Source organism: Hydrogenophilus thermoluteolus (genome assembly GCF_003574215.1).
GTDB classification, from domain to species: Bacteria; Pseudomonadota; Gammaproteobacteria; order Burkholderiales; family Rhodocyclaceae; genus Hydrogenophilus; species Hydrogenophilus thermoluteolus.
On record NZ_AP018558.1, the window covers coordinates 901194 to 927099 of the forward strand.

The following is a 25906-nucleotide window of genomic DNA, read 5'->3' on the forward strand; positions in this document are numbered from 1 at the left end:
ATGACGGAAGTGCGCACGTGGCACGGTGCGTGGCGCCCATTCGCGCTTGCTTTTGCAACGGTCGGCGTGGTGGCGCTGCTTGCGCTTGCCGGTGTGCGCTGGGTGGTGTGGCCCAATCTCGACTGGTTTCGTCCCGCAATCGAAGCGTGGTTGCGCGCAACGGTGGGGGTGCCCATCGCGCTCGAGGGGGTGCAAGGAGAGTGGCACGCGTGGGCGTCGCCTCAGTGGCGCATTGCGCGCTGGCAGATGCGGGACGACGCAGGTGACAAACCGTTTCTCTGGGGAAGCGCTGAAGGGCGTTGGTCTTGGCAGGAGGGATGGCGGATCGCATTTACCGCGCAAGGGGTCGGACTAGAAAAACTTTCCGGAACGCTCCACCTCTTCGATCGGCAATGGCGGGTGCAATGGCATGCGGTTGGGGTCACGGGGCGCGCGTGGCAGCCGTTCTTGGCGACCTGGACGAAAAGCCGAGCGGGGGAAACCGGCCACGCACCAGAGGCGTTCGTCCTACCCAATTTCGTGGAATTGGCAGGGACGGTGCGGGGTGCTGAGCGCACGATCACGCAGGTGGCGCTGCAATTTTCCGAATTGTCACTGCCCGCTACGCCGGAATTCCCTGGTGTGAGCGGGATCTCCGGTGCGTTGCGCGGTAGTCGCGCAGAAGGCGTTTTTTCCGTTCGTGCGGCGAAAAGCGTGTGGCGGTGGCCCGAAGGGTGGTTTGCCGAAACCGAGCAAACGTTTACCGACGTGGTTTGGCAGGGGCGCTGGCACTATGATTCCGCTACCGGGTATACCGTGCAAACCGAACATTTCCATGCGGTTACCCCGGAAGGTCGTGTCACCGCAAGTGGCGTGCTCGATGCACTCGAGCGCCCTGCCGCGCGGCGGGTTGCGATGCACGCGGTGATCGAAGCGGTCGACCTGGCACGGTTTACCCGCTATTTTCCTCCCGCTGCGGTGGGGCAGACCACCGTCGATTGGTTGGGTCGCGCTTTTGTCCAAGGGAAGATCCCTGCAGCTCATTTGGCGATCGAAGGGCCGTTGGCCGCGTTCCCCTTTCGTCATGGCAGGGGGGTGTTTCTGGTCGAAATTCCGGTGCAAGGGGTTACTTTGCAGTTCGATTCCCGTTGGCCTGCAGTGACGATCGAACGTGCCATGGTGCGTTTCCGCAACGAAGCGCTTCATATCGAAGTCCATGACGCGCGCGCGGAGAAACTGCGCTTTGCACCCGTTGTCGCGACGATCCCGGACCTGGGGGCAGATGCGCCGGTGCTCATGGTGCAGGGAACGGTCGAAGGGCGCTGGTCAAACGTGTTGCGTTACCTCGTGCAATCGCCGCTTGCCAATGACCTCCCTCTCGCGCAGCTCCTATCATGGCAAGCGCAAGGGGATGCGCACCTCGACCTTGCGCTCACGATCCCGCTTTCCGAAGGTGCCGTGGGCGTTGCGGGAACCTTGGTGTTGGATCGCTTTTCCGTACCGGCTGCGGTCGCTGCTTGGCCATTGACCCAGGGCAAGGCGACGATCCGTTTCGACGCAAACGGCGTTCGCTCCGCGGAAGGTACTGGCGTGTGGGGTGAGATCCCGATTCAGATCACTTGGCCGGACGGTGCCCGTTCCGAAGTGGCAGTCACGGCAATGCTGAGTGGCAAAACGTTGGCCCAGCAGCTGGGCTTGCCATCGGCTGCATTGCAAGGCACGACGCCGGTGCGCGCACACGTGACCTGGACACCGGAGGGAGTGATTCGCTGGCGTGTAACGAGTAGGGCCGATGGGTTGGCGCTGGCGTTTCCTGCGCCGTTTGCAAAGACAGAAAGCGAACAGTGGCCGCTGCAGGCGGACGGGGTGTTGACGAAAACCGGGTGGCAGGCATCGGTGGCACTGGGCGATCGGTTGCGTTGGCAACGAACGCAAACGGGCGCGTGGGCTTTGGCGATTGGCCAAGTAGCGCTTCCGCCGGCAACACCCAACGGTGCGATCGCGGTTGCGCTGGAACGACTCGATCTCGACGCGTGGGATGCGTTGTTGGACGAAATGGGGCAAGCGCAGCAGGCAGTTTGGCCGTCGCTCACACTTTCTGTCGACCAATTGACCGCGATGCAGCGCGAGTGGCATCAAGTCCGGTTCACGGGGCGTGCGCACGCCACGCAGTGGAATTTCCAAGTTCGTGCAGCGGAGGTAATCGGCAGTGGTACGGTGACGCAGCGTGGGGATCGGATCGACCGTTTCGAAGCCGAATTCGACCGCTTGTGGGTTGCGCCGCAGCAGAAGAGATCCCAGAACGATTCGCGCGCTTCCTCGGGAAACGCAACGCACGATTCCAACCGGATCGCGGCTCTAGATCCCAGTCGCTGGCCTACGGCGCGCGTCACGGTTGCCGATTTGCGCGTTGCCGATGCTCCGTTGGGGCGGTTCGCGCTGGTTGCGGCGCAAGATGGCGCTACCTGGCGGGTTCAGGACGCGCTTTTGGTGCAACCCGGTCGCTATCGGCTTCGCGGGCGTGGTTCCTGGCGGCCGCATGCATCGGGTGGTCAGACACGTACGCGCAGCACTTGGCATATCGAAGCCCAGATCGGCGATTTTGGCGCCACGTTGGCAACCCTGTGGCAATTGCCTGGGATTGAGAAGGGACAGGGCACCATCGACGCGACGCTTTCTTGGCCAGGGAGCCCGCTCGACTTTACCTGGCGCACATTGGAAGGTACCGGGTCGATTGCTCTTGAAAAAGGCGTATTTTCCGAAATCGAGCCCGGTGCCGGAAAGTTGCTCACCGTTTTCAGTTTGCCGATGCTCTTTCGTCGCTTGCAGCTCGATTTCCGCGATCTCACCCAAAAAGGGTTGGCGTACGACCGCTTGATGGGCAGTTTCGCCGTCGCGAACGGTTATCTGACCACATCGGATCTCACGATCGATGCGCCGGTGGCATTGACCCAGCTTGCCGGCAGCATCGATCTCGATGCCGAGACGCAAGAATTGGAGATCCGTGTGGTGCCGCGCCTGGGCAACACTGCTGCGACGGCGATCGCGTTTGTCAATCCCGTAGCGGGGTTGCTCACGTTCCTGGGGCAACAGATTCTAGGCGACCCGTTGGGTCAGATCCTTGTGCAACGCTATCGGGTCAGCGGCTCATGGCGTGCACCGCAAGTGACCGCTTTGCGGGACAATCCACCCAACGAGCGATGAGGAGTCACGCGATGTCATCCGATTTGGCAACCTTGCAGGTGGCGGTGGTGCAAATGGTGAGCACCCCCCGGGTCGAGGAGAATGTGGCAACCGCGGAGCGGCTGGTTGCCAGTGCCGCCCAAGCCGGCGCGGACGTTGTCGTATTGCCGGAGTACTGGCCGATCATCCATCGCGAAATGGCGGTGCGGCTTGCGCTTCGCGAACGCTGGGGCGATGGGCCGTTGCAGGCTGCGATGGCACGATGGGCGCAAACGTATGGCGTTTGGTTGATCGGCGGCACGATTCCGCTCGAAGCGAACGACCCGGATCGAATGCGCAACAGCTGCCTCGTGTTCGATCGCTCTGGAAACGTGCATGCCCGTTACGACAAGGTCCATCTCTTCCGTTTTCAAAAAGGGGCGGAATCGTACGACGAAGCGCGGGAAATCGAAGCGGGCACGGAAGGGGTGACCTTTCTTCTCGAAGGGTGGCGTTTTACCCTTGGCGTTTGTTACGACCTACGGTTTCCCGAATTTTTCCGCCGCGTGGCACCGGTTGATGCGATCGTTTTGCCCGCTGCGTTTACCCACACCACCGGTCAGGCGCACTGGGAAGTGTTGCTGCGCGCACGGGCGATCGAAAACCTCTGCTATGTCGCGGCGAGTGCGCAAGGGGGGCGGCATGAGAGCAGTCGGCGCACCTGGGGCCACTCGATGCTGATCGATCCCTGGGGGACTGTCCAAGCGCTCTATGCCGAAGGCACGGGTTGGGTGATGGCTGAGTGGCGCCGTGACGTGCTCGACGCGGTGCGTGCGCAACTGCCAGCGCTCACGCACCGGGTGTTCTGACGCGGGTACGCACGCGCCCGTGCCCGTCGAAACGTCAGGAGGACAAAACCTCTGGATTCAACAGGTTGGGGGGACGGCGCCCTGCCAATGCCGCCAGCAGATTGTCGGCAGCCAGCGAGGCCATCGCGAAACGGGTTGCCCGTGTCGATGAGCCGATGTGGGGCGTGAGGACGACGTTCTCTAACGCGAAAAAGCGGGGATCGACGTGCGGCTCGTTTTCGAAAACGTCGAGTGCTGCTCCTGCGATCCGGTTGTGTTGCAGCGCTTCGATGAGTGCAGCCTCATCGACGATCCCTCCGCGTGCCACGTTGATGAGGTGCGCGGTGGGTTTCATGCGCGCAAACGCTTCGACGTCGATGAGATGGTGCACGGCCGGCGAGTACGGAATCATCACGACCAAAAAATCGCTTTGCGCCAGCAGTTCGTCGAACGCTACCCACTGCGCTCCAGCTTCCGACTCAGGCGGTAGGCGATGGCGGTTGTGATAGAGCACCCGCATCGCAAATCCACTGGCGCGTCGCGCAACCGCGCGTCCGATGCGCCCCATGCCCAAGATACCGAGTGTCGCGTGGTGAACGTCCTGTCCATACCACGGATCGTGGAACTGCCAACCTTTCCAATTTCCTGCCCGTACCCATTTGTCAGCGGCAACCACACGACGGGCACTGGCCAACAGCAAGGCCCAAACCGTGTCGGCAGTAGTCTCCGTCAGCACGTCGGGCGTATTGGTCGCCATCACGCCAGCGCGCGTCAGCGCGTCCAAGTCGAAATTGTTGTAGCCAACCGCGACGTTGCTCACCACTTTCAAGCGCTTGGCGTGTGCAAGGACAGTGCCATCGATGCGATCGGTGAGAAAGGTGATGGCACCGTCTTTGTCAGCGAGGCGATCCGCCAACGTTTCTGGGGGAAGCGCGGTGTCTTGGTCATGAAAGTCGACCACGCACGACGCGGCAAGCCGTTCGATGATTTCGGGAAAAATCCAGCGGGTAACCAGGATCTTCTTTTTCATCGCTGCCATTCTTTGTCGCGCTAGGCAATCATAACCAATCACCGTCGCTTTGCGAAGATTATGGCCGGAGATCGTAGCGGTCTGCGTTCATCACCTTGGTCCAGGCCCGCACGAAGTCGCGAACGAACTTTTCGTGCGCGTCGTCTTGCGCGTACACCTCCGCATAGGCGCGCAAAATCGAATTGGAGCCAAAGACCAGATCGACGCGAGTTGCCGTGAATCGCGTTTCTCCGCTTTCCCGGTCGATCAGCGCATACCGGTTGTCAGCAAGCGGCGCCCAACGGTATCTCATGTCGGTGAGATGAACGAAGAAGTCGGTGCTCAGGGTACCAACGCGATCCGTGAAGACCCCTTCGGGCGCGTTTTTGTAATTGGCACCCAACACACGCAAGCCACCGACCAATACGGTCATCTCGGGAGCGGTCAAACCCAGCAAATGGGCTCGGTCGATGAGCAATTCTTCCGGCCGTTGTCGCGTCGGAAGTCGATGGTATTGTGGGCTCAAATAATTGCGAAAACCATCGGCGAGCGGTCGCAACCATTCGAACGAATCGACATCGGTCCATTCTTGCGTGGCGTCGCCACGACCAGGCGCGAAGGGGACTTCGATCGCATAACCGGCGCGTTCGGCGGCCATTTCGATGGCCACGTTGCCGCCCAGTACGATCACGTCCGCGACACTGGCACCATAGTGGTGCGCGATGGGCTCCAGGACAGCAAGGACCTTTTCCAGCCGTTCCGGCTCATTGGCTTCCCAGCGGCGCTGTGGTTCGAGGCGAATGCGCGCACCGTTTGCTCCACCACGGTAATCGGAGCAGCGGAACGTTCGCGCGCTGTCCCAAGCGGTGGCGATCAGCTCTGGCACGGTGAGGCCGCTGGCGCGAATCGCCCGTTTCACCGCTCCTACGTCGTAGTCGCGTGGTCCGGGTGGGACAGGGTCTTGCCATAGGAGGTCTTCTTGCGGCGCTTCCGGGCCGATATAGCGTGTCCGCGGCCCCATGTCGCGATGTAGGAGTTTGAACCAGGCTCGGGCAAAGACCTGGCTGAAATACTCCGGATCACGCCAGAAGCGCTCGGCGATCGGGCGATAGATTGGATCTACCTTGAGCGCCATGTCCGCGTCCGTCATCATCGGCATGGTCCGCTTGCTGGGATCTTCCGGGTCTGGCGGCATATGCTCCGGACGAATGCCGATTGGCTGCCACTGCCACGCTCCTGCCGGGCTTTTGGTCAGTTCCCACTCGTAGCCGAAAAGCAGTTCGAAGTAACTGCTGTCCCATTGCGTCGGCGTTGGGGTCCAGGCGCCTTCGAGTCCGCTCGTCACGGTATCACGGCCGACGCCTCGTGTGGTTTTGTTGAGCCAGCCCAATCCTTGGTCTTCGATTTCGGCGCCTTCGGGGGCAGGACCAAGGTGCGCGGGGTTGCCGTTACCGTGCGCTTTTCCGACAGTGTGTCCGCCAGCGGTGAGCGCAACGGTTTCTTCGTCGTTCATCCCCATGCGCGCAAAAGTGATGCGAACGTGCTGCGCGGTTTTGCTCGGGTCGGGTTGGCCATTGACCCCTTCGGGGTTGACGTATATCAGACCCATCTGCACCGCGGCCAGTGGATTCTCGAGCGATTCCGGGTTGTCGAGATCCACGTAGCGCTGGTCGCTCGGCGCAAGCCACTCCTGTTCCGATCCCCAATAGACATCCTTTTCTGGCTGCCAGATGTCTTCGCGCCCAAAGGCGAAACCGTACGTTTTGAGTCCCATCGACTCGTACGCGACGTTTCCTGCCAGCACGATGAGATCGGCCCACGAAATTTTGTTGCCATATTTCTTTTTGATCGGCCACAAAAGCCGCCGCGCTTTGTCCAAGTTGGCATTGTCCGGCCAGGAATTGAGCGGAGCAAAACGCTGATTACCGGTGTTGGCGCCACCGCGTCCGTCCGCAGCGCGGTAAGAGCCAGCCGCATGCCATGCCATGCGGATGAATAACCCACCGTAATGTCCATAATCGGCAGGCCACCAGGGCTGACTCTCGGTCATCAGCTTGCGCAGATCGGCTTTGAGCGCTTCGACGTCCAAGGTCCGAACCGCTTCGCGGTAGTTGAATCCCGGTAAGGGGTTGCTTTTCGTGTCGTGCTGGTGGAGTATTTCGACGTTGAGCGCCGAAGGCCACCAGGCGTAGGGATCGTTTTTGGGATCGGCTGTGGTTGCCGCGCCGGTATGAAAGGGGCAGCCGCTTGCCTTTTCGGTATCACGCATCTTCTTTCTCCTGTCCACGTTGATTCGGTTTTGAGGTACAGCCAGGGCATCAGCAATGGCCTTGGGGCAGTATAGAAAAGGGTCGATGAAAATCCAATCGATTTTGGCAATCGTTCCGATAGGGTACGGACAGTCCGATAGCACGCTCCTCTCGGGTTGTGGCTGTTGGATCTCTTCGTGGATCGTGCTACCCAGCGATTGACAATCCGTCGGTGATTCAGTAATATCTCGGTCTTCCGGGGTGTAGCGCAGTCTGGTAGCGCGCTTGCTTTGGGAGCAAGATGTCGGGGGTTCGAATCCCTCCACCCCGACCAGACTGCCTGCCGTCGTTCCGACGGGGAAGAGCTTCGGTGATCTGCCCGTAGCTCAACTGGATAGAGCACCGGCCTTCTAAGCCGGGGGTTACAGGTTCGATCCCTGTCGGGCAGGCCACGGACAAGGTTTCTGGATTGTGGCGGCATTAGCTCAGTTGGTAGAGCACTGGATTGTGGCTCCAGGTGTCACCGGTTCGAATCCGGTATGTCGCCCCACCGAATTGCGCAAGGCCGGATTTGCCGGCCTATTTTTTTGAGGAAAAGCGATGATCCTCGACGGCAAAGCGCTTGCGGCGCGCGTTCGCGCCGAACTCAAAACCTCCGTTGCCCGATTGACCGCTCAAGGCGTGAAACCCACGCTGGCGGTGATCCTGGTCGGTGACGACCCCGCCTCTCAAGTCTATGTGCGCAACAAGATCGCTGCTTGCGGCGACGTCGGCATCGAATCCCGAGCTTTTCGCTTTCCTGCCGATTGTGCGCCGGCAGAGGTCTTTGCGGCGATTGACGCGTTGAACGCCGACCCAACGGTGCATGGCATTCTGGTACAACTGCCGCTTCCGCCGCAGTTCGACGAAACCGAGGTGATCGAACGAATTGCGCTGGCCAAAGACGTCGACGGGTTCCACGCCGAAAACCTCGGACGGCTTTGGCAGGGTCGTCCCTGTTTTGCGCCCTGCACCCCGGCTGGGGTGATGCGGCTTTTGGCCGAAGCCAACGTCGATCTCGTCGGTGCGGAAGCGGTGATCGTTGGGCGCTCGAATATCGTCGGCAAACCGATGGCGGCGTTGTTGCTGCAAGCAGGTGCTACGGTGACCCTCGCGCATTCGCGAACGCGTGACCTCGCCGCTGTAACGCAGCGCGCCGACGTGCTGGTGGTGGCTGTGGGGCGCCCCGGTTTGATCACCGGTGCGATGATCAAACCGGGGGCGGTGGTGATCGACGTCGGGATCAATCGCCTGGACGATGGTCGGCTCGTTGGGGATGTCGATTTCGCCTCGGCCCAACCCGTTGCCAAAGCGATCACGCCGGTGCCGGGCGGTGTGGGGCCGATGACGATCGCGATGTTGTTGGCCAATACCGTCACCGCAGCGGAACGTCAATTGCAATCCCAGGATGCATCGTGATGGGCGCAATCGCTTCCGAAGTTAACGACGCGCACAACGTGGCTTTGCCCGAAACGTTGCGTGCCGTACTGCGCGACGAACGGGTAAAGCGTTTTGGTGCAAACCCGCTTGTGGGTATCGTGATGGGTTCGGAATCGGACTGGCCGACGATGCGCGCTGCGGCCGCGGTATTGGAACGTTTCGCAGTGGCTTTCGAAGCGTTGGTGGTCTCGGCACACCGAACCCCGGACTGGATGTTCGCCTATGCGGAGACCGCGGCGGTGCGTGGCTTGCGGGCCATCATTGCGGGAGCTGGCGGCGCCGCCCATTTGCCGGGGATGGTCGCGGCGAAGACGACCCTTCCCGTTTTGGGAGTGCCGGTGCAGAGCCGTGCGCTTTCCGGGGTCGATTCGCTCTATTCGATCGTGCAGATGCCCAAAGGGGTTCCCGTTGCAACGTTCGCGATCGGCGAAGCGGGCGCGGCGAATGCGGCGCTCTTTGCCGTGGCGATGTTGGCGACCACCGACAACGGACTTGCCGAAAAACTGGCGGCGTTCCGGAACGAGCAGGTGGCCGCAGTAGATGCGATGACGTTGGTGGATCGCTGAACGAAGATGGACGCGAAGGGTAAGCCGCAACCAATCGTTCCGCCAGCAACGCTGGCGGTGTTGGGGGGTGGGCAGTTGGGCCGCTTTTTCGTGCGCGCCGCGCAGGAGCTCGGTTTTCGCGTCTGGGTGCTCGATCCGGATCCGAACGCACCGGCGGGGCGGATCGCCGACCGTCATCTGGTTGCGCCGTACGACGATGCCGACGCGCTTGCCGAAATTGCACGACATTGCGCTGCGGCCACCACGGAATTCGAAAACGTTCCGGCTGAAGCGTTGCGTGCGTTGGCGCGCGCGATTCCGGTGCGTCCGGGGGCGGATGCGGTCGAAGTGTGTCAAGATCGTCGTAAGGAAAAACGGTTCCTTGCGGCCAATGGCTTGCCTTATGGTCCGTTCTGGGTGATCGAGTCGGCTGACGATTGCGCTGCGGTACCGCCGTCGGCTTATCCTGCGATTTTGAAGACGGCTCGGCTGGGGTACGACGGTAAAGGGCAGCGCTCGGTCCAGACCTCTGATGCGCTCCTTTCCGCTTGGGAATCGCTGGGTCGCGTTCCGTGCGTGCTCGAAAAGCGGTTGGGGTTGGCAGCCGAGCTCTCTGTTGTCTTGGCCCGTGGTGTCGATGGGACTGCCGAGGCGTTTCCGCCCGGGGAAAACGTTCATCGCAACGGCATCCTCGATACGACGACCGCGCCGGCTTCTTTGCCGGAAGCGATCCGAGTACATGCGCTCGATGTGGCGTTGCGTCTCGCTGCGGCGCTCGACTACGTTGGGGTGTTGGGCGTCGAGTTTTTTTATACGGACGACGGGCTCCTCACGGTCAATGAGATGGCGCCGCGCCCGCACAACAGTGGGCACCATACGATCGACGCCTGTTCCGTTTCGCAGTTCGAGCAACAGGTGCGCGCGCTTTGTGCGCTGCCGCTTGCCCCGGTTCGGACCCACTCCCTCGCAGTGATGAACAACCTCTTGGGGGATCTTTGGTTCGCCGCCGATGGAACCCGGCGGGAACCCGAGTGGGAGCGGCTCCTGGCGTTGCCCGGAGTGGCGCTGCACCTCTACGGCAAGCACGAACCTAGGCCTGGGCGCAAAATGGGGCACTTCACCGTTACAGGTTCCTCATGGGAAGCAGTTCGGCAAACGGTGTGTGCCGCGCGCCAACAACTGGGATTGCCGACGAACGGGTGGGCGTGAGGGGCGCATGGTGCATCCTGATCGGCCCACCCTGATACCGGCAACTGCGGATCGCGTCGATGCGGTTGCGTCCCGTTTGGCCTCAGGCGCTCTGGTCGCGCTGCCTACGGAAACGGTCTATGGTCTTGCCGCAGATGCCGAGCATCGGGCCGCGGTTCGAGCGGTCTTTGCCGCGAAGGGTCGCCCGGCGGATCATCCTCTGATCGTCCATTTGGCCTCAGCTGCGATGGCAGCACGCTATGCGGCCGTTTGGCCACGTGCTGCGGCGGTGCTCGCAGAGCGTTTCTGGCCGGGGCCGCTGACGCTGGTCGTGCCGGCACAGTCGACGGTACTGCGTGAGGTGACCGGAGGGCAACCAACCGTCGCGCTTCGCGTTCCGCAACAACCCTTCACGCTGGCGGTGATCGAAAAGCTTGGCCGAGGCGTCGTGGCCCCTTCGGCCAACCGCTTTGGTCGGGTCTCGCCGACTGCGGCGCAACACGTCGTGGAAGAATTTCCGACGCTTGAGCTTTGGGTTGCCGATGCGGGTCCGACGCCGGTCGGGGTCGAGTCGACGATCGTCGATTTGAGCCGTCTTGCATCGGTCGGTGCCGTGGTGCTACGACCCGGTGCTGCGAGTGCGGACGAGATCGCGCAGACGTTACAGGCGGCCGGGCTATCGATCACGGTGCGCGCTCCTGTGCATGAGAGCGTGAAACCGGCGGTTGTCGGTTCTGAGCGCGCGGACGATCCGCGCGTTCCTGGGGCGTTGCCTTCGCACTATGCACCAACGACGCCGCTGCGTCTGTGGTGTCGGGAAGCGTATCGACGCTTTGTGGAAACGGCAACAGGTGCTGAAGCGGTCGCGCACGCGGTTTGGTTTCCTCCCGATTGGCCTCAAACGCCTGGAGAGACGTTACGCCTACCCCAACCCGAAGCGGACGCGGCGATCGCGCAGCAGCTCTACCAGGCGCTGCGCACCCTGGATGCAAGCGGAGCGCAGGAGCTGTGGGTTGCGCTCCCTGAAGGCGATAGCCCGTTGCTCACCGCGGTGCGAGACCGGCTTCGCCGTGCGGCCAGCCGCTGACGAGACGTAAGGAGAGACGATGAGCGTTCGAACCCGTTTTGCGCCCAGTCCGACTGGCTATCTTCATCTCGGGGGTGCGCGTACCGCGCTCTTCAATTGGGCCTACGCGCGCCACCACAAAGGACAGTTCATCCTGCGGATCGAAGACACCGATCGCGAGCGTTCGACGCCGCAAGCCGTTCAGGCGATCCTCGACGGGATCCATTGGCTCGGCCTTGATTACGACGAAGGGCCGTTTTATCAAACGCAGCGTATGGACCGCTATCGGGAAGTGATCCAGCGGTTGCTGAACGAAGGGAAAGCCTATTACTGCTATGCTACGCCCGAAGAGCTCGAAGCGATGCGCGAGGCGCAGCGGGCGCAGGGACTGAAACCCAAATACGATGGGCGCTGGCGTCCCGAACCGGGCAAAGTGCTTCCTCCGCCTCCCGACGGCGTTCCCCCGGTGGTGCGTTTCAAAGCGCCCACGAGTGGTAAGGTGGGGTGGCACGACCTGGTCAAAGGGTGGATCGAATTCGACAACAGCGAACTCGACGACTTCGTGATCGCGCGCGCCGACGGTACACCTACCTACAATTTCTGTGTGGTGGTCGATGATTGGGACATGGCGATTACCCATGTGATCCGGGGTGACGACCACGTCAACAACACGCCGCGGCAAATCCATCTCTATCATGCGCTGGGGGCAACGCTGCCGCACTTTGCCCACCTCTCGATGATTCTGGGACCCGACGGACAGAAATTGTCGAAACGCCACGGCGCCGTTTCGGTGATGCAATACCATGCGGACGGGTATCTGCCCGAGGCGATGGTCAATTACTTGGCGCGCCTCGGTTGGAGCCACGGCGACGACGAACTGTTCACCCGCGAGCAACTGGTTGCGTGGTTCGATCTCGACCACATCACACCTTCCGCGGCGCGTTTCGATTTCGACAAATTGCGTTGGGTCAATGCCCATTACATCAAAGAGACCCCGATTGCGCGGCTGGCAAGCGAGGTGGCGGAGCGCTTGGCGCGCCGCGGGGTCGATCCCGAGCATGGCCCTCAGCTTGAAACGGTGGTCGCACTCTACCGCGACCGTGCCGACACACTGGAGGTCCTCACCGATTTGGTCCTACCGTTCTACCAGCCGGTGCATCCTCCTGCCGAACTGGTTGCGGCGCAGGTAGATGACCTAGCGCGAACGGTGTTGCGTGATTTTCGCGCCCGATTGGAAACACTGCCCGAAACGGATTGGACGCCCGAAACGATCGCCGCGGCCATGAAAGCGACGTTGGCTGCGTGTGGTGTGAAAATGCCCAAATTGGGCATCCCATTGCGGGTGGTGTTGCTGGGGACGAAACAGTCGCCTGCGATCGATCAGGTGGTGGCGGTATTGGGCAAACGGGAGACTCTGGCGCGTCTTGATCGGCTGGTGTGAGCGGACAATGCGCGACTGGCGCTGGGTCGATGGCGCGGCGTTTTCAGAACGCTTCGGTGACGTTTACCATACCCGTGCTGGCGCGCTGGGGCAAGCCGAAACGGTTTTCTTGCGCGGCGTCGGATTGCCCGAGCGGTGGCGGGGTCGTCGTCATTTCGCGCTACTGGAAAATGGGTTCGGTTTCGGCGTCAATTTTTTCGTGACCTGGCGCGCGTGGCAGCACGATCCCGGACGATGCGCCGCGCTCGACTACGTTGCGATCGACGCCTTCCCGCGCGATCGTGAGGAGATGGGCGCATTTTGGCGTCAGTACGAAAACGACCCGCGCTGGCGACCGCTCGTTGCCGAACTGCTCGAACAGTATCCGTTACCGATTCCCGGGTTTCACCGCTTGTGGCTGGATGGCGGCCGCGTGCGGCTGACGTTGGTCTGGCATGAGGCCATGACGGCAGTCGAGGCACTTGCCGGTCGCTTCGATGCGCTCTATCTCGATGGCTTTTCGCCAGCAAAGAATCCCGAGATGTGGTCGGAGTTCCTTTTGGGCGCGTTCGCGAAACGGCTTGCCTCGGGCGCGCGGGTCGCGTCGTGGTGTACGGCGGGACGTGTGCGCCGTGCGCTTGCCGCGAATCGGCTCGAAGTGCGGCGGTGCCCCGGGTTCGGAGGAAAACGGGAGCGGCTCGAAGCAGTAGCGCCAGCATACGGACCACCACCGCGCACCGTGCCCAAGCAGGTTGCGGTCGTCGGTGGTGGGCTTGCCGGGGCGAGCGTTGCCGTTGCGCTTGCCGAACGCGGAATCGCGGTGACCCTGTTCGACGCACACGCTGCGCCCGCCCAAGGTGCGTCTGGGAATTGCGCAGGGGCCGCGCGTTGGTTGCCCAGTTTCGACGACAACCTTTGGGCGCAATGGACGCGAACGGGGCTCCTCACTTTGCGCAGCCGCTGGCCGCGGTGGGCGGCACTCGGCGCGATCGGGCGGTGGTGTGGCGCGCTTCAGATCGCGAAATCGGAAGCGCACGAGGCGCGGATGCGCGCGGTCGTTGCGCAACTGGCGTTGCCCGAATCGCTGCTCACTTGGGTGACACAATCCGAGGCGAGCGCCCGCGCAGGCGTCACGACCCGTTTCGGCGGTTGGTGGTTTCCGTGTGGCGGCTGGGTGACCCCACCCGCATTGGTGGCTGCGTGGTTGCGTGCTTATCCGCTTGCGACGATCTGGTCGGCACAGGTCACGGCGATTACTCCTACCGAGAACGGTTGGCGGGTCGCGTGGCGGCCCGCGTCTGCGGCAGACACCCAGGGCGCATCGGTTCGCTCCATGGATTGCGACGCAGTGGTGTTGGCTACGGGGGCAGGTGCGGTTCCATCCTGGCCACGGTCTTTTGTTCAGGACGGGATGATGTGGGGTGCGATGCCCGCGTATCCGGGCGCACCGCTTCCGCTGCATGCGGTCCGAGGGCAAGTGAGTTGTCTGCCCCATCCGCGCGAAGCGCGCCCACGCGTGGTCGTGACGGGAAGCGGTTATCTCATCCCGCCCGAACGGGGTTTCCTGCTCTTCGGTGCGACGGCGACACCGGACGATTGGCATCCTACCCTGCGCCAAAGCGACCACGAAGCCAATTGGCAGCGCCTGCAGGCGATGGTCGATTGGCAACCTACGGACCTCGCGATGCGGAACGCTGGCTTGGCCGGTCGAGTCGCCTGGCGCGCCGCAACGCAGGATCATCTGCCGATCGTCGGCGCGCTCGCGCCGAGTGGCCGTTGGGACGATCCGAAGCGGTGGCACAGCGGCCTGTGGGTGTTCAACGGCTTGGGTGCACGGGGAATTGCGATCGCGGCACTCGCTGGCGAGCTCCTTGCGTCACAAATCGCCGACGAGCCGTGGCCGGTGAGTCGTCGCTTGGCAGCGGCAGTCGATCCCGCCCGTTTTGTGCGCCGCCGCAATTTGTTACACTCACCGTTTTCCGATTCCTAAAGGGTAGGGGCTTGACATGGCGTTGATCGTCCAAAAATATGGCGGGACGTCGGTGGGTTCGGTCGAACGGATCCAGAACGTTGCCCGTCGGGTTGCGCAGTACCACCGCGAGGGTCACCGGGTGGTGGTCGTCGTTTCCGCGATGAGCGGGGAAACCAACCGTTTGGTGGCTTTGACCCAAGCACTTTCCGAAAATCCTGACCCGCGTGAGGTCGATCAAGTGATCGCAACCGGTGAGCAAGTCACGATCGGTCTTCTGGCGATCGCGCTGCAAGAGATCGGGGTGCCTGCAAAGAGCTTCACCGGTTGGCAGGTGCCGATCCATACCGACAGCGCGCACACCAAAGCGCGCATCCTTTCGATCGAGCGCGAGGCGATCGAACGGGAGCTCGACGCCGGGAAAGTGGTGATCGTTGCGGGCTTCCAAGGGATCGACGTCGAGGGGGACGTGACGACGTTGGGCCGCGGCGGTTCGGACACGACTGCAGTGGCGGTTGCCGCGGCGCTTCAGGCCGACGAGTGCCAAATCTACACCGATGTCGATGGGGTCTATACCACCGACCCGCGGATCGTTCCGGAAGCGCGCAAACTCGACTGCATCACGTTCGAGGAGATGCTCGAAATGGCGAGCATGGGCTCGAAGGTGCTGCAGATCCGCTCGGTCGAGTTCGCCGGCAAATACAAAGTGAAATTGCGGGTCCTCTCGAGTTTCGAGGAGGGCGGTGAAGGGACTTTGATTACCGTTGAGGAAGGACAATCCATGGAACAGCCGATCATCTCTGGAATCGCGTTCAACCGCGACGAAGCGAAAGTAACCCTTTTGGGTGTGCCCGACAAACCGGGGGTGGCGTACCAAATCCTTGGCCCGATCGCTGAGGCGAACATCGACGTCGATATGATCGTGCAAAACGTCGGTCACGACGGAACGACCGATTTCAGTTTCACGGTTTCGAAAAACGATCTCAAAAAAGCGTTGGGTATTCTCGAAGAGGTGAAGCGCGCGCTCGGCGCGCGCGCGGTCGAAGGGGATCGCAGCGTCTGTAAAGTGTCGATCGTCGGCGTGGGGATGCGCTCGCATCCCGGGGTTGCGGCGAAGATGTTCAAAGTGCTGGCCGACGAAGGGATCAATATCCAGATGATTTCGACTTCCGAGATCAAGATTTCGGTGGTGATCGACGAAAAATACCTCGAGCTTGCGGTCCGTGCGCTGCACAAAGCGTTCGATCTCGACGCACCGCAAGAGTAATCCTGGCCTCGTGGTATAATTCGGCGCCCCTTCTTTCGGAAGGGGCAAATCCACACGCCCGTGTCGCACAAGGGTCTCAGGTTACTGAGCGGCTGTGCGGGCGGAGGTTCAACCCTTGTCAAGGAGTCTTTCATGAACGTTTCGATGCGTCAATTGTTGGAAGCCGGTGTCCATTTCGGTCACCAAACCCGTTTCTGGAACCCGAAGATGGCGCCGTTCATCTTCGGTGAACGCAACAAAATCCATATCATCAACCTCGAACATACTGTCGAGCGGTTGCGCCGCGCTACCGAATTCGTGCGTCGGCTCGCGCAAAACCGGGGTACGATCCTCTTTGTTGCAACCAAACGGCAAGCAAAAGAGATCATCGCCGAAGAGGCCGAGCGTTGCGGCATGCCCTACGTCAATGAGCGCTGGCTCGGTGGAATGCTCACCAACTTCAAGACCGTCCGCCAGTCGATCAAGCGGTTGAACGAACTCGAACAGATGTTCGAAGACGGTACCGTCGCACAGCTTTCGAAGCGCGAGCAACTCGGGCTGGAGCGGGAGATCGCCAAGCTCGAAAAGAGCCTTGGTGGTATTCGTGAAATGGAACATCTGCCGGATGCGATCTTCGTGATCGACGTCGGCCACCATAAGATCGCGGTCTCCGAAGCGAACAAACTGGGGATTCCGGTGGTTGGGGTGGTCGACACCAATCATTCGCCCGACGGTATCGATTACGTGATTCCGGGTAACGACGACTCGGCTCGCGCCGTGCGCCTCTACGCGCGTGCGATCGCCGACGCGGTGCTCGAAGGGCGCGCGATGGCGCTCGAAGAGGTGGTCACTGCGGTCTCGGACGACTTCGTCGAAGTGGAAGAAGAGACGGTCGTCGAAGAGGGGATTGAAGAAACGTTCGATGACGAGGCGTAACGTCCACAACCTTGCCCCCGATCAAAAACCCATTGCGGATATAAGAGAATTCAAGGAGTCGAAATGACAGCGATTACAGCGCAAATGGTGAAAGAGCTGCGTGAGCGCACCGACGCGCCGATGATGGAGTGCAAAAAGGCGCTCACTGAGGCCAACGGCGATCTGGCGAAGGCCGAAGAGATTCTGCGGGTGCGCTTGGGGAATAAAGCAGCGAAAGCGTCGACGCGGATCACCGCGGAAGGGGTCGTTGCGACCTACCTCTCCGAAGACGGCAAATTGGCTGCGATGGTCGAACTCAACTGCGAAACCGATTTCGTCGCGAAGAACGAAGACTTCCAAGCGTTTGCGAAGCAGGTCGCGGAGCTGGTCGCCCGGCACAACCCGGCCGACCTCGACGCGTTGGCACAATTGCCGCTCGAGGGCAAAACGGTCGACGAGGTGCGTCGCGAGTTGATCGGCAAGATCGGGGAGAACATCACCATTCGCCGCTTCGTTCGCATCGAGGCCGAAGGGAAGGTCTTCCCCTACATCCACGGCGGCAGCAAGATCGGCGTGCTGCTCGACCTCGTCGGTGGCGACGACGAGCTGGGGAAAGACTTGGCGATGCACGTTGCCGCGTTCAAGCCCAAAGCGCTCGACGCCACCAGTGTGCCGAGTGAGCTGATCGAATCGGAACGTCGTGTTGCGGCGGAAAAGGCGCAGCAGTCCGGAAAACCGGCCAACATCGTCGAAAAGATGGTCGAAGGCGCAGTGCAGAAATTCCTCAAAGAGGTCACCCTTTTGGGGCAGGGCTTCGTCAAGGACGACAAGACCACTGTCGAGCAGTTGTTGAAGAGCCGCGGGGCACGGGTCGCGACCTTTGCGCTCTACATCGTCGGCGAAGGGATCGAGAAGAAGAGCACCGACTTCGCGGCCGAAGTCGCCGCGCAAGCCGCTGCCGCCAAATCGTAACCCGAGCTGGAGTGCGCCGATGACCGCCGTTGCCGCCTACCGCCGAATTCTCCTCAAACTCTCTGGCGAAGCTCTGATGGGAGAGCGGAGCTACGGGATCGACGAAGCCGTCGTGGCGCGCATCGTCAAGGAGATCGGCGAGGTCACGGCGTTGGGTGTCCAGGTAGGGGTGGTCATCGGGGGCGGCAACATTTTTCGCGGGATGCAGGGGGCTGCCGGTGGCATGGACCGTGCCACCGCCGACTACATGGGGATGCTCGCCACCGTGATGAACGCGATGGCGCTTGCCGACGCGTTCGCGCGCACGGGGATTGCGGCGCGGGTGCAGTCGGCGCTGCGCATCGACCAGGTGGTCGAACCCTACATCCGTGCCCGTGCGATCCGCCACTTGGAAGAGGGGCGGGTCGTGATCTTTGCCGCGGGTACCGGAAACCCGTTTTTCACAACCGATACCGCGGCGGCACTTCGGGGCGCCGAGATCGGCGCCCAAATCGTGTTGAAGGCGACCAAAGTCGATGGCATCTATTCCGCCGATCCCACCAAGAACCCGGACGCACAGCGTTTCGCGCGGATCTCGTTCGACGAGGCGATCGGACGCAACCTTCAGGTGATGGATGCCACCGCCTTTGCGCTGTGTCGTGACATCAAACTGCCGATCAACGTCTTTTCGATCTTCAAGCCCGGCGCACTGTTGCGCGTGGTGTGTGGCGAAGACGAGGGAACGCTCGTGCATTCCTGAAGAGGAGAACGATCGATGAGCGTAGCAGAGTTGAAAAAGGATGCCGAACGACGGATGCAAAAAGCCGTCGAGACGCTCAAGGAAGAGTTGACCAAAATTCGTACCGGTCGTGCCCACACGGGGATCCTCGACCATGTGATGGTCGAATACTATGGGACGATGGTGCCCATTCCCCAGGTGGCGAACGTGACGCTCTTGGATGCGCGTACCCTTGGCGTGCAGCCGTGGGAAAAGAGCATGATGAGCAAGGTGGAGAAGGCGATTCGCGAAAGCGATTTGGGTCTCAACCCGGCGAACATGGGGGAGATCATCCGTGTGCCGATGCCGCCGCTCACCGAAGAGCGTCGTCGCGAGCTGACCAAAGTGGTTCGCCACGAAGGCGAGCAGGCGCGCGTTGCGGTGCGCAACGTCCGCCGCGACATCAACCAAGCGCTCAAAGAGCTGCAGAAGAAAAAAGAGATCACGGAAGACGAACTGCGTCGCGCCGAAGAAGAGGTGCAGAAACTGACCGACCGGTTCGTCAAGGTCATCGACGAGACGATCGAGAAAAAAGAAGCCGAATTGATGCAGATCTGATCCCGTGCACACCTCTTCGACCTTAGCGATACCGGAAGTCGGCGAGATTCCTCGCCATATCGCGATCATCATGGACGGCAATGGCCGCTGGGCAAAGACGCGAGGGCTGCCCCGAATCGAAGGGCATCGGCGCGGGGTCGAAGCAGTGCGAACGGTCGTTCAACACTGTGCCGAATTGGGGGTTGAACACCTCACCCTTTTCGCGTTCAGTTCCGAAAATTGGCGCCGTCCGCCGGAAGAGGTCCATTTTTTGATGGGGCTCTTTCGTTTGATGCTCAAGCGCGAGGTCGCTCGGCTCGACAAAAATGGCATCCGGTTGCGGATCATCGGCAACCGTGACGGGTTGAGCGATGAGCTTCGCGCGCTGATCGAAGCGGCAGAAACGAAAACGGCGTGCCATACGCGGCTCACCCTCAACGTTGCGGTCAATTATGGCGGGCGCTGGGACCTCCTCAACGCGTTCAACCGCTTGCTGAGTGACCGCCCGGAATTGGCGGGAAGGGTGAGCGAAAGCGATCTTTGGCCTTACTTGGCGCTCGGCGACGCGCCAGAGCCCGATCTTTTCATCCGAACCGGCGGCGAACAGCGGATCAGCAATTTCCTGATTTGGCAGTTGGCCTATACCGAACTCTATTTCACACCGGTCTTCTGGCCCGATTTCGACGCCGCGGCGCTCGATGCGGCGATCCAATGGTACCGCGAACGGGAGCGGCGCTTCGGGCGGACGAGTGAACAGCTTACGACAACACAAGGGGGTGAGTGATGAACGAATTGCTAGTACGTACGGCGACAGCCGTGGTTGCTCTGGTCGTTTTCTTGTTGCTGACATTCTTTGCGCCGGACTGGCTCTGGGCGCTCTTCATCGCGAGCGTGATCGGCGCAGCTGCGTGGGAGTGGGGGCGACTCGTCAAGCTGACGTCGATCGAAGCAATCGGTTACGCTGGTGTCACCGTTGCGCTCCTGGCAGTCCTGTGGCGGGTAACGGGCATCGCCACCGGTGCGATCCATGCGCCCGTTGCTGCGGCTGCAGTGATCCCTGCGCTCTTTTTCTGGGTCGCGCTCGCGCCGGTGATGGTGCAGTTCCAAATTCCCCTTTGTTCTCGCTTGATTGGTCTCGTTTTGGGGTGGGTGACGCTGTTGGGCGCTGGGATCGCTGCGTTGGGGCTACGCGAGGTCTCGAGCGGGTTTTTGTTGGCTGCGGTGACACTGGTATGGATTGCGGATACCGCGGCTTTCTTCGTCGGCCGCCGTTATGGGTCGCGCAAACTTCTTGAAGCGGTGAGCCCCGGGAAAACGTGGGCGGGTTTTTGGGGCGCGTTGGGTGCTGTCGCCGCGTACGGTGCGGTACTCTATCCTGTGATGGGGGTCGGGCAGGGTGTGTTTGGTTGGGTGCTCGCGTTCGTTGGCGTAGCGCTCCTTGCCGTCACGGGCGATCTCTTCGAATCGTGGTTGAAACGCAACGCTGGGGTCAAAGATTCGGGCGGGATCCTTCCGGGGCACGGTGGCGTGCTCGATCGTATCGACGCCCTCTTGGCGGTTTTACCGATTACCGCATTGTGGTGGCTCCATTGGTGAGGCGTATGCCCGTTGGCGTTTGGTGATATGGCGCACGGTAGCGTGATGCCGCAAAGCGTCGCCGTCTTTGGCGCAACCGGGTCGATTGGTGCAAGCGCCTTGGCGGTGATTCGCCGTCATCCCGAACGTTTTACCGTCGTCGCGGTCTCTGCGCATCGCCGCTGGGCGCCGCTTCTCGAGATCTGTCAGACGTTCCGACCGCGCTGGGCGGTCGTCGTCGATCCCGATGCGGCGAATGCGTTGCGTGCCCACCTTGCGGCAGAGGATCTGCCGACCGAGGTGCTCTCCGGTGCCGACGCGCTCGTGACGGTTGCGCAAGCAAGCGACGTCGACACCGTGATTGCAGGGGTAGTCGGTGGGGCGGGGCTTCCGAGTACCTACGCGGCGGTTGCCGCGGGTAAGCGCGTGTTGTTGGCCAACAAAGAGGCGCTGGTAATGACCGGGGCGCTGCTCACCGAAACGGCGCGCCGATCGGGGGCCGTGCTGTTGCCGATCGACTCGGAACACAACGCGCTGTTCCAATGTTTGGGTTCGCTCGTCGTCACCACCGAATCGGGGGGGTGGCAACTCAAAGACGCGCAGCAGATGATCCGGCGCCTTGTGCTTACCGCCTCTGGCGGCCCCTTTCGGACGCGTGACCCGGGCACGTTCGCGTCGATTACCCCCGAAGAGGCGTGTGCGCATCCCACCTGGTCGATGGGGCAAAAGATCTCCGTCGATTCGGCAACGATGATGAACAAAGGCCTCGAAGTGATCGAGGCGATGTGGCTCTTTGGCTTGCCGCTCGAGCGAATCGAGGTGTTGATCCATCCGCAAAGCATCGTGCATGCGCTCGTCGAGTATTGCGATGGCTCGGTGCTTGCCCATCTTTCGGAACCCGACATGCGGGTGCCGATCGCGCACGCGCTGGCGTGGCCGAGGCGCATCACCTCAGGGGCTTCGTGGTTGGCGCTGGTCGTTCGGGAAACGCTCACCTTTGCGGCACCCGACTTCGACCGTTTCCCCTGTCTGCGTCTGGCCTTCGAAGCGGCACGAACGGGCGATTGTGCACCCACGGTGCTCAATGCCGCGAACGAAGTGGCGGTTGCGGCGTTTTTGGAGCGGCGTTTGGCGTTCGATCGCATCCCCGCGGTAATTGCCGAAACGCTAGCGGAAATCCCTGTGACGGCTGTGACCAGCGTCGAGGCGGCGCTTGCGATCGATCAGGCAGCGCGGGAAAAAGCGCGCAGGTGGGTCTCCCGCTGGAGCATTGGATGAGCGTTTTGCATACGGTCGTGGCCTTTGTGCTCGCGCTGGGGATTCTGATTTGGTTCCATGAGCTGGGCCACTACGGGGTTGCGCGCGCGTTTGGCGTGCGGGTCCTTCGCTTTTCCGTGGGGTTTGGCAAACCGCTATTGAGCTGGCGTGATCGTCGTGGTACCGAATGGGTCGTTGCGGGTATCCCGCTGGGGGGGTACGTCAAGATGCTCGATTCCCGGGAAGCGCCCGTCCCGGAATCGGAAAAACCCTACGCGTTCGACAGTCAACCGCCGCTTGTGCGGATCGCGATCGTCGCGGCGGGGCCGCTTGCGAATTTCGTTCTGGCGATCCTTTTTTACGCCTGGGTGGCGGTGATCGGGGTCGAAGAGCCGCTCGCGTTCGTCGATCCCCCTGAAGCCTCGCTCGCGGCATCGGTTGGAATCCCTCCCCGGGCACAGATCGTCGCGGTGAATCAGACGCCTGCCGATACTTGGCCGCAGGTTCGTTGGACAGTGTTGCAGGCGATCGCCGATGGTCAGGATGTGGTGACGCTCACCCTCCGCGATCAAGCCGCAGCGACCTACGAGGTGGTCTTGCCGCTCTCCCAAGTCGAACTCGACCCCGATCGTGGCGACCCGTTGCACCAACTGGGGCTGGTGGCTGCGCGTCCCCAGTTGCCGCCGGTGATCGGTGCCGTGGCGCCAGATAGTCCAGCGGCCGCCGCCGGCCTCCGCGCGGGGGACGAGATCGTTGCATTGGCGAACACCCCGATCACCGATTGGGATACGCTTGCCGAAACGGTACGGCGTCATCCAGGGGAAACCGTCGCGATCGAATGGCTCCGCGCGGGTCAGCGGATGCGCGCCCAGGTGACTTTGGAAGTGGTGCCAGAGCGGGATGGGCGCCGCTTTGGGCGTTTGGGGGTTCAGGCGCGTGCGCCCGATCGTGACGCGTTCGTCCGTCGCGTCGTCTATGCGCCAACGGAAGCGCTCCTCTATGGATGGGAACAAACGCTCGAGATGGCGGGGTTGACCCTCAAATTGATCGGTAAGATGCTCGTCGGCGAAGCGTCGGTGAAAAACCTCTCTGGGCCATTGACGATAGCGACCGTCGCGGGACAGAGCGCGGAACTGGGCTGGGCGCACTACCTCAGTTTTTTGGCGCTGGTCAGTGTGAGCCTGGGCGTGCTTAACCTCCTGCCGATTCCGATTCTCGACGGGGGGCATTTGCTGTATTATTCGATCGAGTGGTTGCGCGGGCGGCCATTGTCCGACACGGCGCAAATCCTCGGACAGCGCATCGGAATGGCGCTTTTGGTCTTTCTGATGGGGTTGGCGCTCCTCAATGATTTTTTACGTTGGTTGAGCTGATTTATGAGCAGGGTCTCTCTTTTGCTGCGTGCGCGATCGATCCAGCGTCATGCGCTTGTTGCGGGCGCGCTTGCGTGTTGGGCATTGCCCGGTTGGGCGCTGGAGCCGTTCGTCGTCCGCGATATCCGCGTCGAAGGGATTCAGCGTGTCGAGCCGGGTACCGTTTTCAGCTATTTGCCGGTCCGTATCGGTGATCGGATCACGCCCGAGTTGGCCGACGAAGCGGTGCGGCGCCTCTTCGAAACCGGTTTTTTCCGTAACGTCTCCGTCGAACGCGACGGCGACGTCCTGGTCGTCGTCGTCGATGAACGTCCCGCAATCGGTGAAATCCTTTTCAGCGGGATGAAAGAGTTCGAACCGGACCAGATCAAAAAAGCGCTGCGCGCCATTGGGATCGCTGAGGCACGTATCTACGATCCTGCGCTGGTACGGCAGGCGGAACAAGAGTTGAAACGCCAATATCTGGCGAAAGGGAAATACGCCGCGCAAGTGCGCGCGGAAGTGGTCCCGCTTCCCCGGAACCGCGTCGCACTGCGTTTCGAGATCAACGAAGGGGAAGTCGCAAAGATTCGCGAAATCAAGATCGTGGGTGCGCGCGCCTTTGCCGAAGACGATCTCCTCGATCAGTTCCAACTGACGACACCCGGGTGGTTCACCTGGTACACCAAGGCGGATCAATATTCGCGCGAAAAGCTTTCGCAGGATCTCGAAAACCTGCGCGCGTTCTATATGAACCAAGGGTATCTCGATTTTCGTATCGAATCGGCGAACGTCGCGATCTCACCCGACAAGCGCGACATCTTCATCACGATCGCGATCCACGAAGGCAAACCCTACCGGGTGAGCGGCGTCAAGCTCACGGGTGAATTCCCTGTGCCGGCGGAGGAATTGGTCGAGCGGGTGCAGCTCAAACCGGGTGACACCTATTCGCGGGAAAAACTGGAGCAGTCGATTCAGGGAATCACCGAGCGTTTGGGTGAGGAGGGGTATGCGTTCGCCAACGTCACGCCGGTTCCGCAAATCGACCGAGAAAAACAGACCGTGGCCTTTGCCCTTGCCGTTGACCCGGGACGGCGAATGTACGTGCGCCGCATCGAAATCGCTGGCAACAGCAAAACGCGCGATGAGGTGATTCGGCGTGAACTCCGGCAATTGGAAGGGGAATGGTACAACGTCGCGAAACTGAAGAAGTCGAAAGAGCGGGTGGAGCGGTTGGGCTATTTCGACGAGGTGCGCGTCGACACCCAGCCTGCGCCGGAGGTGAGCGACCAGCTCGACGTCAAGGTTCAGGTGAAGGAGCGCCCAACGGGGAACTTGATGATCGGTGCCGGTTTTTCGAGTGCGGAAAAATTGGTTCTCTCAGGTTCGATCTCGCAAGAAAATTTCCTGGGCACAGGCAAATCGGTGTCGCTCGGTCTTGATACCAGTAAAGCAAGCCGCACCTTTTCGCTCTCTTTTACCGATCCCTACTATACGATCGATGGGGTATCCGTCGGCTACGACCTCTATCATCGCACGTACGATCCCTCGAACGTGAGTTCGCTTTACGTTTCGAGCTACAAGACCAAATCGCTCGGCGCGGGGATACGGGTTGGCTGGCCGATTGCCGAAGAGGATCGCATCAACTTCGGCCTTTCGGTCGACCGCACCGAGATCGTCACCTACGACACGAGTCCGCAACGCTACATCGATTTTTGTACCCCCGGCTTGAGCGAATACGATTGTGGGGGGATTTTGACCCTTGCCGCTACCGCAGGTTGGGCACGCGATACGCGCGATTCCCGGTTATTGCCGACCAAGGGGATCTACCAGCGGCTGGTGGGCGAAATTGACCTCCCGCCGGGTGACGTCAAATTGTGGCGGATCACCGCGCAACACCAACACTGGTTCCCGGTGACCCGTAAAACCGCACTGATGCTCAACGCTGAGTTCAGTTACCAGAAAGCGTACGGCGGTAAAGCGGTACCGTTTTACCGCAACTTCTACGCCGGTGGCATTACCACCGTGCGCGGTTTTGCTGCTTCGTCGCTCGGGTTGAAAGACGAATACGGGGACGCGTACGGCGGGACGCGTCGCCTCATCCTCAACGCCGAATACTTCTTCCCGATGCCCGGGAGCGGCAGCGACCAATCGTTCCGTTGGTCGGTCTTCGTCGATTCGGGGTATGTCTGGGGTGAAGAAGAGAAGATGCGTTTGCAGGATTTGCGCGTGAGCGCTGGGGTTGGATTGACCTGGGTGTCGCCGATCGGTCCGTTGCGGTTCGCAGTAGCGGTACCGGTGCGGAAAGACATCAACGGGGTGCCGGACAAAACCGAGCGCTTCCAGTTCCAGTTGGGTGCGGTATTCTAAGATCTGTAGAT

The 25906-nt window shown here is 61.4% G+C and carries 20 protein-coding genes and 3 tRNA genes; 21 read left to right on the plus strand and 2 right to left on the minus strand.

Annotation, left to right across the window (positions count from 1 at the left end):
* Together HPTL_RS04375 and HPTL_RS04380 are read left to right on the plus strand one after the other, a co-directional pair.
* Positions 1–3183, plus strand: a complete 3183-nt coding sequence (locus HPTL_RS04375) for a YhdP family phospholipid transporter (RefSeq protein WP_119334885.1) — start codon at positions 1–3, stop codon at positions 3181–3183.
* An 11-nt stretch (positions 3184–3194) separates the two neighbouring features.
* On the plus strand, positions 3195–4010 hold the full coding sequence (locus HPTL_RS04380; RefSeq protein WP_119334886.1) for a carbon-nitrogen hydrolase family protein: 816 nt from the start codon (positions 3195–3197) through the stop codon (positions 4008–4010).
* 34 nt (positions 4011–4044) lie between these two features.
* Here the strand turns inward: HPTL_RS04380 and HPTL_RS04385 are convergent, their stop codons facing one another.
* Positions 4045–5019: a 2-hydroxyacid dehydrogenase gene (locus HPTL_RS04385; RefSeq protein WP_119334887.1), complete on the minus strand. Its 975-nt coding sequence runs from the start codon at positions 5017–5019 to the stop codon at positions 4045–4047.
* 58 nt (positions 5020–5077) lie between these two features.
* Entirely contained in the window at positions 5078–7267 is a 2190-nt protein-coding gene (katG, locus tag HPTL_RS04390; RefSeq protein ID WP_119334888.1) for a catalase/peroxidase HPI, read from the minus strand.
* 237 nt (positions 7268–7504) lie between these two features.
* Here katG and HPTL_RS04395 point away from each other — a divergent pair.
* The 19 genes from HPTL_RS04395 (at position 7505) to bamA (ending at position 25895) form a co-directional block, all read left to right on the plus strand.
* Positions 7505–7581 (plus strand) — tRNA-Pro (locus tag HPTL_RS04395).
* 41 nt (positions 7582–7622) lie between these two features.
* Positions 7623–7699 (plus strand) — tRNA-Arg (locus HPTL_RS04400).
* Between the two features lie 22 nt (positions 7700–7721).
* A tRNA-His gene (locus HPTL_RS04405) sits at positions 7722–7797 on the plus strand.
* Positions 7798–7847: 50 nt separating this feature from the next.
* Positions 7848–8705, plus strand: coding sequence for a bifunctional methylenetetrahydrofolate dehydrogenase/methenyltetrahydrofolate cyclohydrolase FolD (folD, locus tag HPTL_RS04410; RefSeq protein WP_119334889.1), 858 nt, complete (start codon positions 7848–7850; stop codon positions 8703–8705).
* 122 nt (positions 8706–8827) lie between these two features.
* A complete protein-coding gene (purE, locus tag HPTL_RS04415; RefSeq protein WP_119336073.1) occupies positions 8828–9292 on the plus strand; it encodes a 5-(carboxyamino)imidazole ribonucleotide mutase in 465 nt (154 codons plus the stop codon).
* 6 nt (positions 9293–9298) lie between these two features.
* On the plus strand, positions 9299–10480 hold the full coding sequence (locus HPTL_RS04420) for a 5-(carboxyamino)imidazole ribonucleotide synthase (protein ID WP_119334890.1): 1182 nt from the start codon (positions 9299–9301) through the stop codon (positions 10478–10480).
* Positions 10481–10487: 7 nt separating this feature from the next.
* The gene (locus tag HPTL_RS04425) at positions 10488–11546 is read left to right on the plus strand and encodes an L-threonylcarbamoyladenylate synthase (protein WP_119334891.1); all 1059 of its coding nucleotides are present in this window, start codon (positions 10488–10490) and stop codon (positions 11544–11546) included.
* A 19-nt stretch (positions 11547–11565) separates the two neighbouring features.
* A complete protein-coding gene (gene gltX / locus HPTL_RS04430) occupies positions 11566–12966 on the plus strand; it encodes a glutamate--tRNA ligase (protein WP_119334892.1) in 1401 nt (466 codons plus the stop codon).
* Between the two features lie 7 nt (positions 12967–12973).
* Positions 12974–14935 (plus strand): FAD-dependent 5-carboxymethylaminomethyl-2-thiouridine(34) oxidoreductase MnmC, encoded by a 1962-nt coding sequence (mnmC, locus tag HPTL_RS04435; protein WP_119334893.1) that lies wholly within the window; start codon positions 12974–12976, stop codon positions 14933–14935.
* A gap of 16 nt (positions 14936–14951) precedes the next feature.
* Positions 14952–16181 carry an aspartate kinase gene (locus HPTL_RS04440; protein WP_119334894.1) on the plus strand — a complete coding sequence of 410 codons (1230 nt, stop codon included), beginning with the start codon at positions 14952–14954 and terminating at the stop codon, positions 16179–16181.
* 132 nt (positions 16182–16313) lie between these two features.
* Entirely contained in the window at positions 16314–17096 is a 783-nt protein-coding gene (gene rpsB, locus HPTL_RS04445; protein ID WP_119334895.1) for a 30S ribosomal protein S2, read from the plus strand.
* 63 nt (positions 17097–17159) lie between these two features.
* Positions 17160–18047, plus strand: a complete 888-nt coding sequence (gene tsf, locus HPTL_RS04450) for a translation elongation factor Ts (protein ID WP_119334896.1) — start codon at positions 17160–17162, stop codon at positions 18045–18047.
* A gap of 19 nt (positions 18048–18066) precedes the next feature.
* Positions 18067–18786, plus strand: coding sequence for a UMP kinase (gene pyrH / locus HPTL_RS04455; protein ID WP_119334897.1), 720 nt, complete (start codon positions 18067–18069; stop codon positions 18784–18786).
* A gap of 15 nt (positions 18787–18801) precedes the next feature.
* Positions 18802–19362, plus strand: coding sequence for a ribosome recycling factor (frr, locus tag HPTL_RS04460; protein ID WP_119334898.1), 561 nt, complete (start codon positions 18802–18804; stop codon positions 19360–19362).
* Between the two features lie 4 nt (positions 19363–19366).
* Positions 19367–20125, plus strand: a complete 759-nt coding sequence (gene uppS, locus HPTL_RS04465; RefSeq protein WP_119334899.1) for a polyprenyl diphosphate synthase — start codon at positions 19367–19369, stop codon at positions 20123–20125.
* Positions 20125–20937 carry a phosphatidate cytidylyltransferase gene (locus HPTL_RS04470; protein ID WP_119334900.1) on the plus strand — a complete coding sequence of 271 codons (813 nt, stop codon included), beginning with the start codon at positions 20125–20127 and terminating at the stop codon, positions 20935–20937. Before uppS ends, HPTL_RS04470 begins: the two co-directional genes overlap by 1 nt.
* Before the next feature lie 45 nt (positions 20938–20982).
* A complete protein-coding gene (gene dxr / locus HPTL_RS04475; protein WP_119336074.1) occupies positions 20983–22194 on the plus strand; it encodes a 1-deoxy-D-xylulose-5-phosphate reductoisomerase in 1212 nt (403 codons plus the stop codon).
* A complete protein-coding gene (gene rseP, locus HPTL_RS04480) occupies positions 22191–23546 on the plus strand; it encodes an RIP metalloprotease RseP (RefSeq protein ID WP_119334901.1) in 1356 nt (451 codons plus the stop codon). The genes dxr and rseP overlap by 4 nt, the downstream gene beginning before the upstream one ends.
* A gap of 3 nt (positions 23547–23549) precedes the next feature.
* Positions 23550–25895 (plus strand): outer membrane protein assembly factor BamA, encoded by a 2346-nt coding sequence (gene bamA, locus HPTL_RS04485; RefSeq protein ID WP_119334902.1) that lies wholly within the window; start codon positions 23550–23552, stop codon positions 25893–25895.
* Positions 25896–25906 lie beyond the last annotated feature (11 nt).

Bases quoted from the DNA above. Each gene is read 5' to 3' on its own strand.
- HPTL_RS04375 (WP_119334885.1), top strand. From the start codon at position 1: ATGACGGAAGTGCGCACGTGGCACGGTGCGTGGCGCCCATTCGCGCTT.
- HPTL_RS04380 (WP_119334886.1), top strand. From the start codon at position 3,195: ATGTCATCCGATTTGGCAACCTTGCAGGTGGCGGTGGTGCAAATGGTG.
- HPTL_RS04385 (WP_119334887.1), bottom strand. From the start codon at position 5,019: ATGAAAAAGAAGATCCTGGTTACCCGCTGGATTTTTCCCGAAATCATC.
- katG (WP_119334888.1), bottom strand. From the start codon at position 7,267: ATGCGTGATACCGAAAAGGCAAGCGGCTGCCCCTTTCATACCGGCGCG.
- folD (WP_119334889.1), top strand. From the start codon at position 7,848: ATGATCCTCGACGGCAAAGCGCTTGCGGCGCGCGTTCGCGCCGAACTC.
- purE (WP_119336073.1), top strand. From the start codon at position 8,828: ATGGGTTCGGAATCGGACTGGCCGACGATGCGCGCTGCGGCCGCGGTA.
- HPTL_RS04420 (WP_119334890.1), top strand. From the start codon at position 9,299: ATGGACGCGAAGGGTAAGCCGCAACCAATCGTTCCGCCAGCAACGCTG.
- HPTL_RS04425 (WP_119334891.1), top strand. From the start codon at position 10,488: ATGGTGCATCCTGATCGGCCCACCCTGATACCGGCAACTGCGGATCGC.
- gltX (WP_119334892.1), top strand. From the start codon at position 11,566: ATGAGCGTTCGAACCCGTTTTGCGCCCAGTCCGACTGGCTATCTTCAT.
- mnmC (WP_119334893.1), top strand. From the start codon at position 12,974: ATGCGCGACTGGCGCTGGGTCGATGGCGCGGCGTTTTCAGAACGCTTC.
- HPTL_RS04440 (WP_119334894.1), top strand. From the start codon at position 14,952: ATGGCGTTGATCGTCCAAAAATATGGCGGGACGTCGGTGGGTTCGGTC.
- rpsB (WP_119334895.1), top strand. From the start codon at position 16,314: ATGAACGTTTCGATGCGTCAATTGTTGGAAGCCGGTGTCCATTTCGGT.
- tsf (WP_119334896.1), top strand. From the start codon at position 17,160: ATGACAGCGATTACAGCGCAAATGGTGAAAGAGCTGCGTGAGCGCACC.
- pyrH (WP_119334897.1), top strand. From the start codon at position 18,067: ATGACCGCCGTTGCCGCCTACCGCCGAATTCTCCTCAAACTCTCTGGC.
- frr (WP_119334898.1), top strand. From the start codon at position 18,802: ATGAGCGTAGCAGAGTTGAAAAAGGATGCCGAACGACGGATGCAAAAA.
- HPTL_RS04470 (WP_119334900.1), top strand. From the start codon at position 20,125: ATGAACGAATTGCTAGTACGTACGGCGACAGCCGTGGTTGCTCTGGTC.
- dxr (WP_119336074.1), top strand. From the start codon at position 20,983: ATGCCGCAAAGCGTCGCCGTCTTTGGCGCAACCGGGTCGATTGGTGCA.
- rseP (WP_119334901.1), top strand. From the start codon at position 22,191: ATGAGCGTTTTGCATACGGTCGTGGCCTTTGTGCTCGCGCTGGGGATT.
- bamA (WP_119334902.1), top strand. From the start codon at position 23,550: ATGAGCAGGGTCTCTCTTTTGCTGCGTGCGCGATCGATCCAGCGTCAT.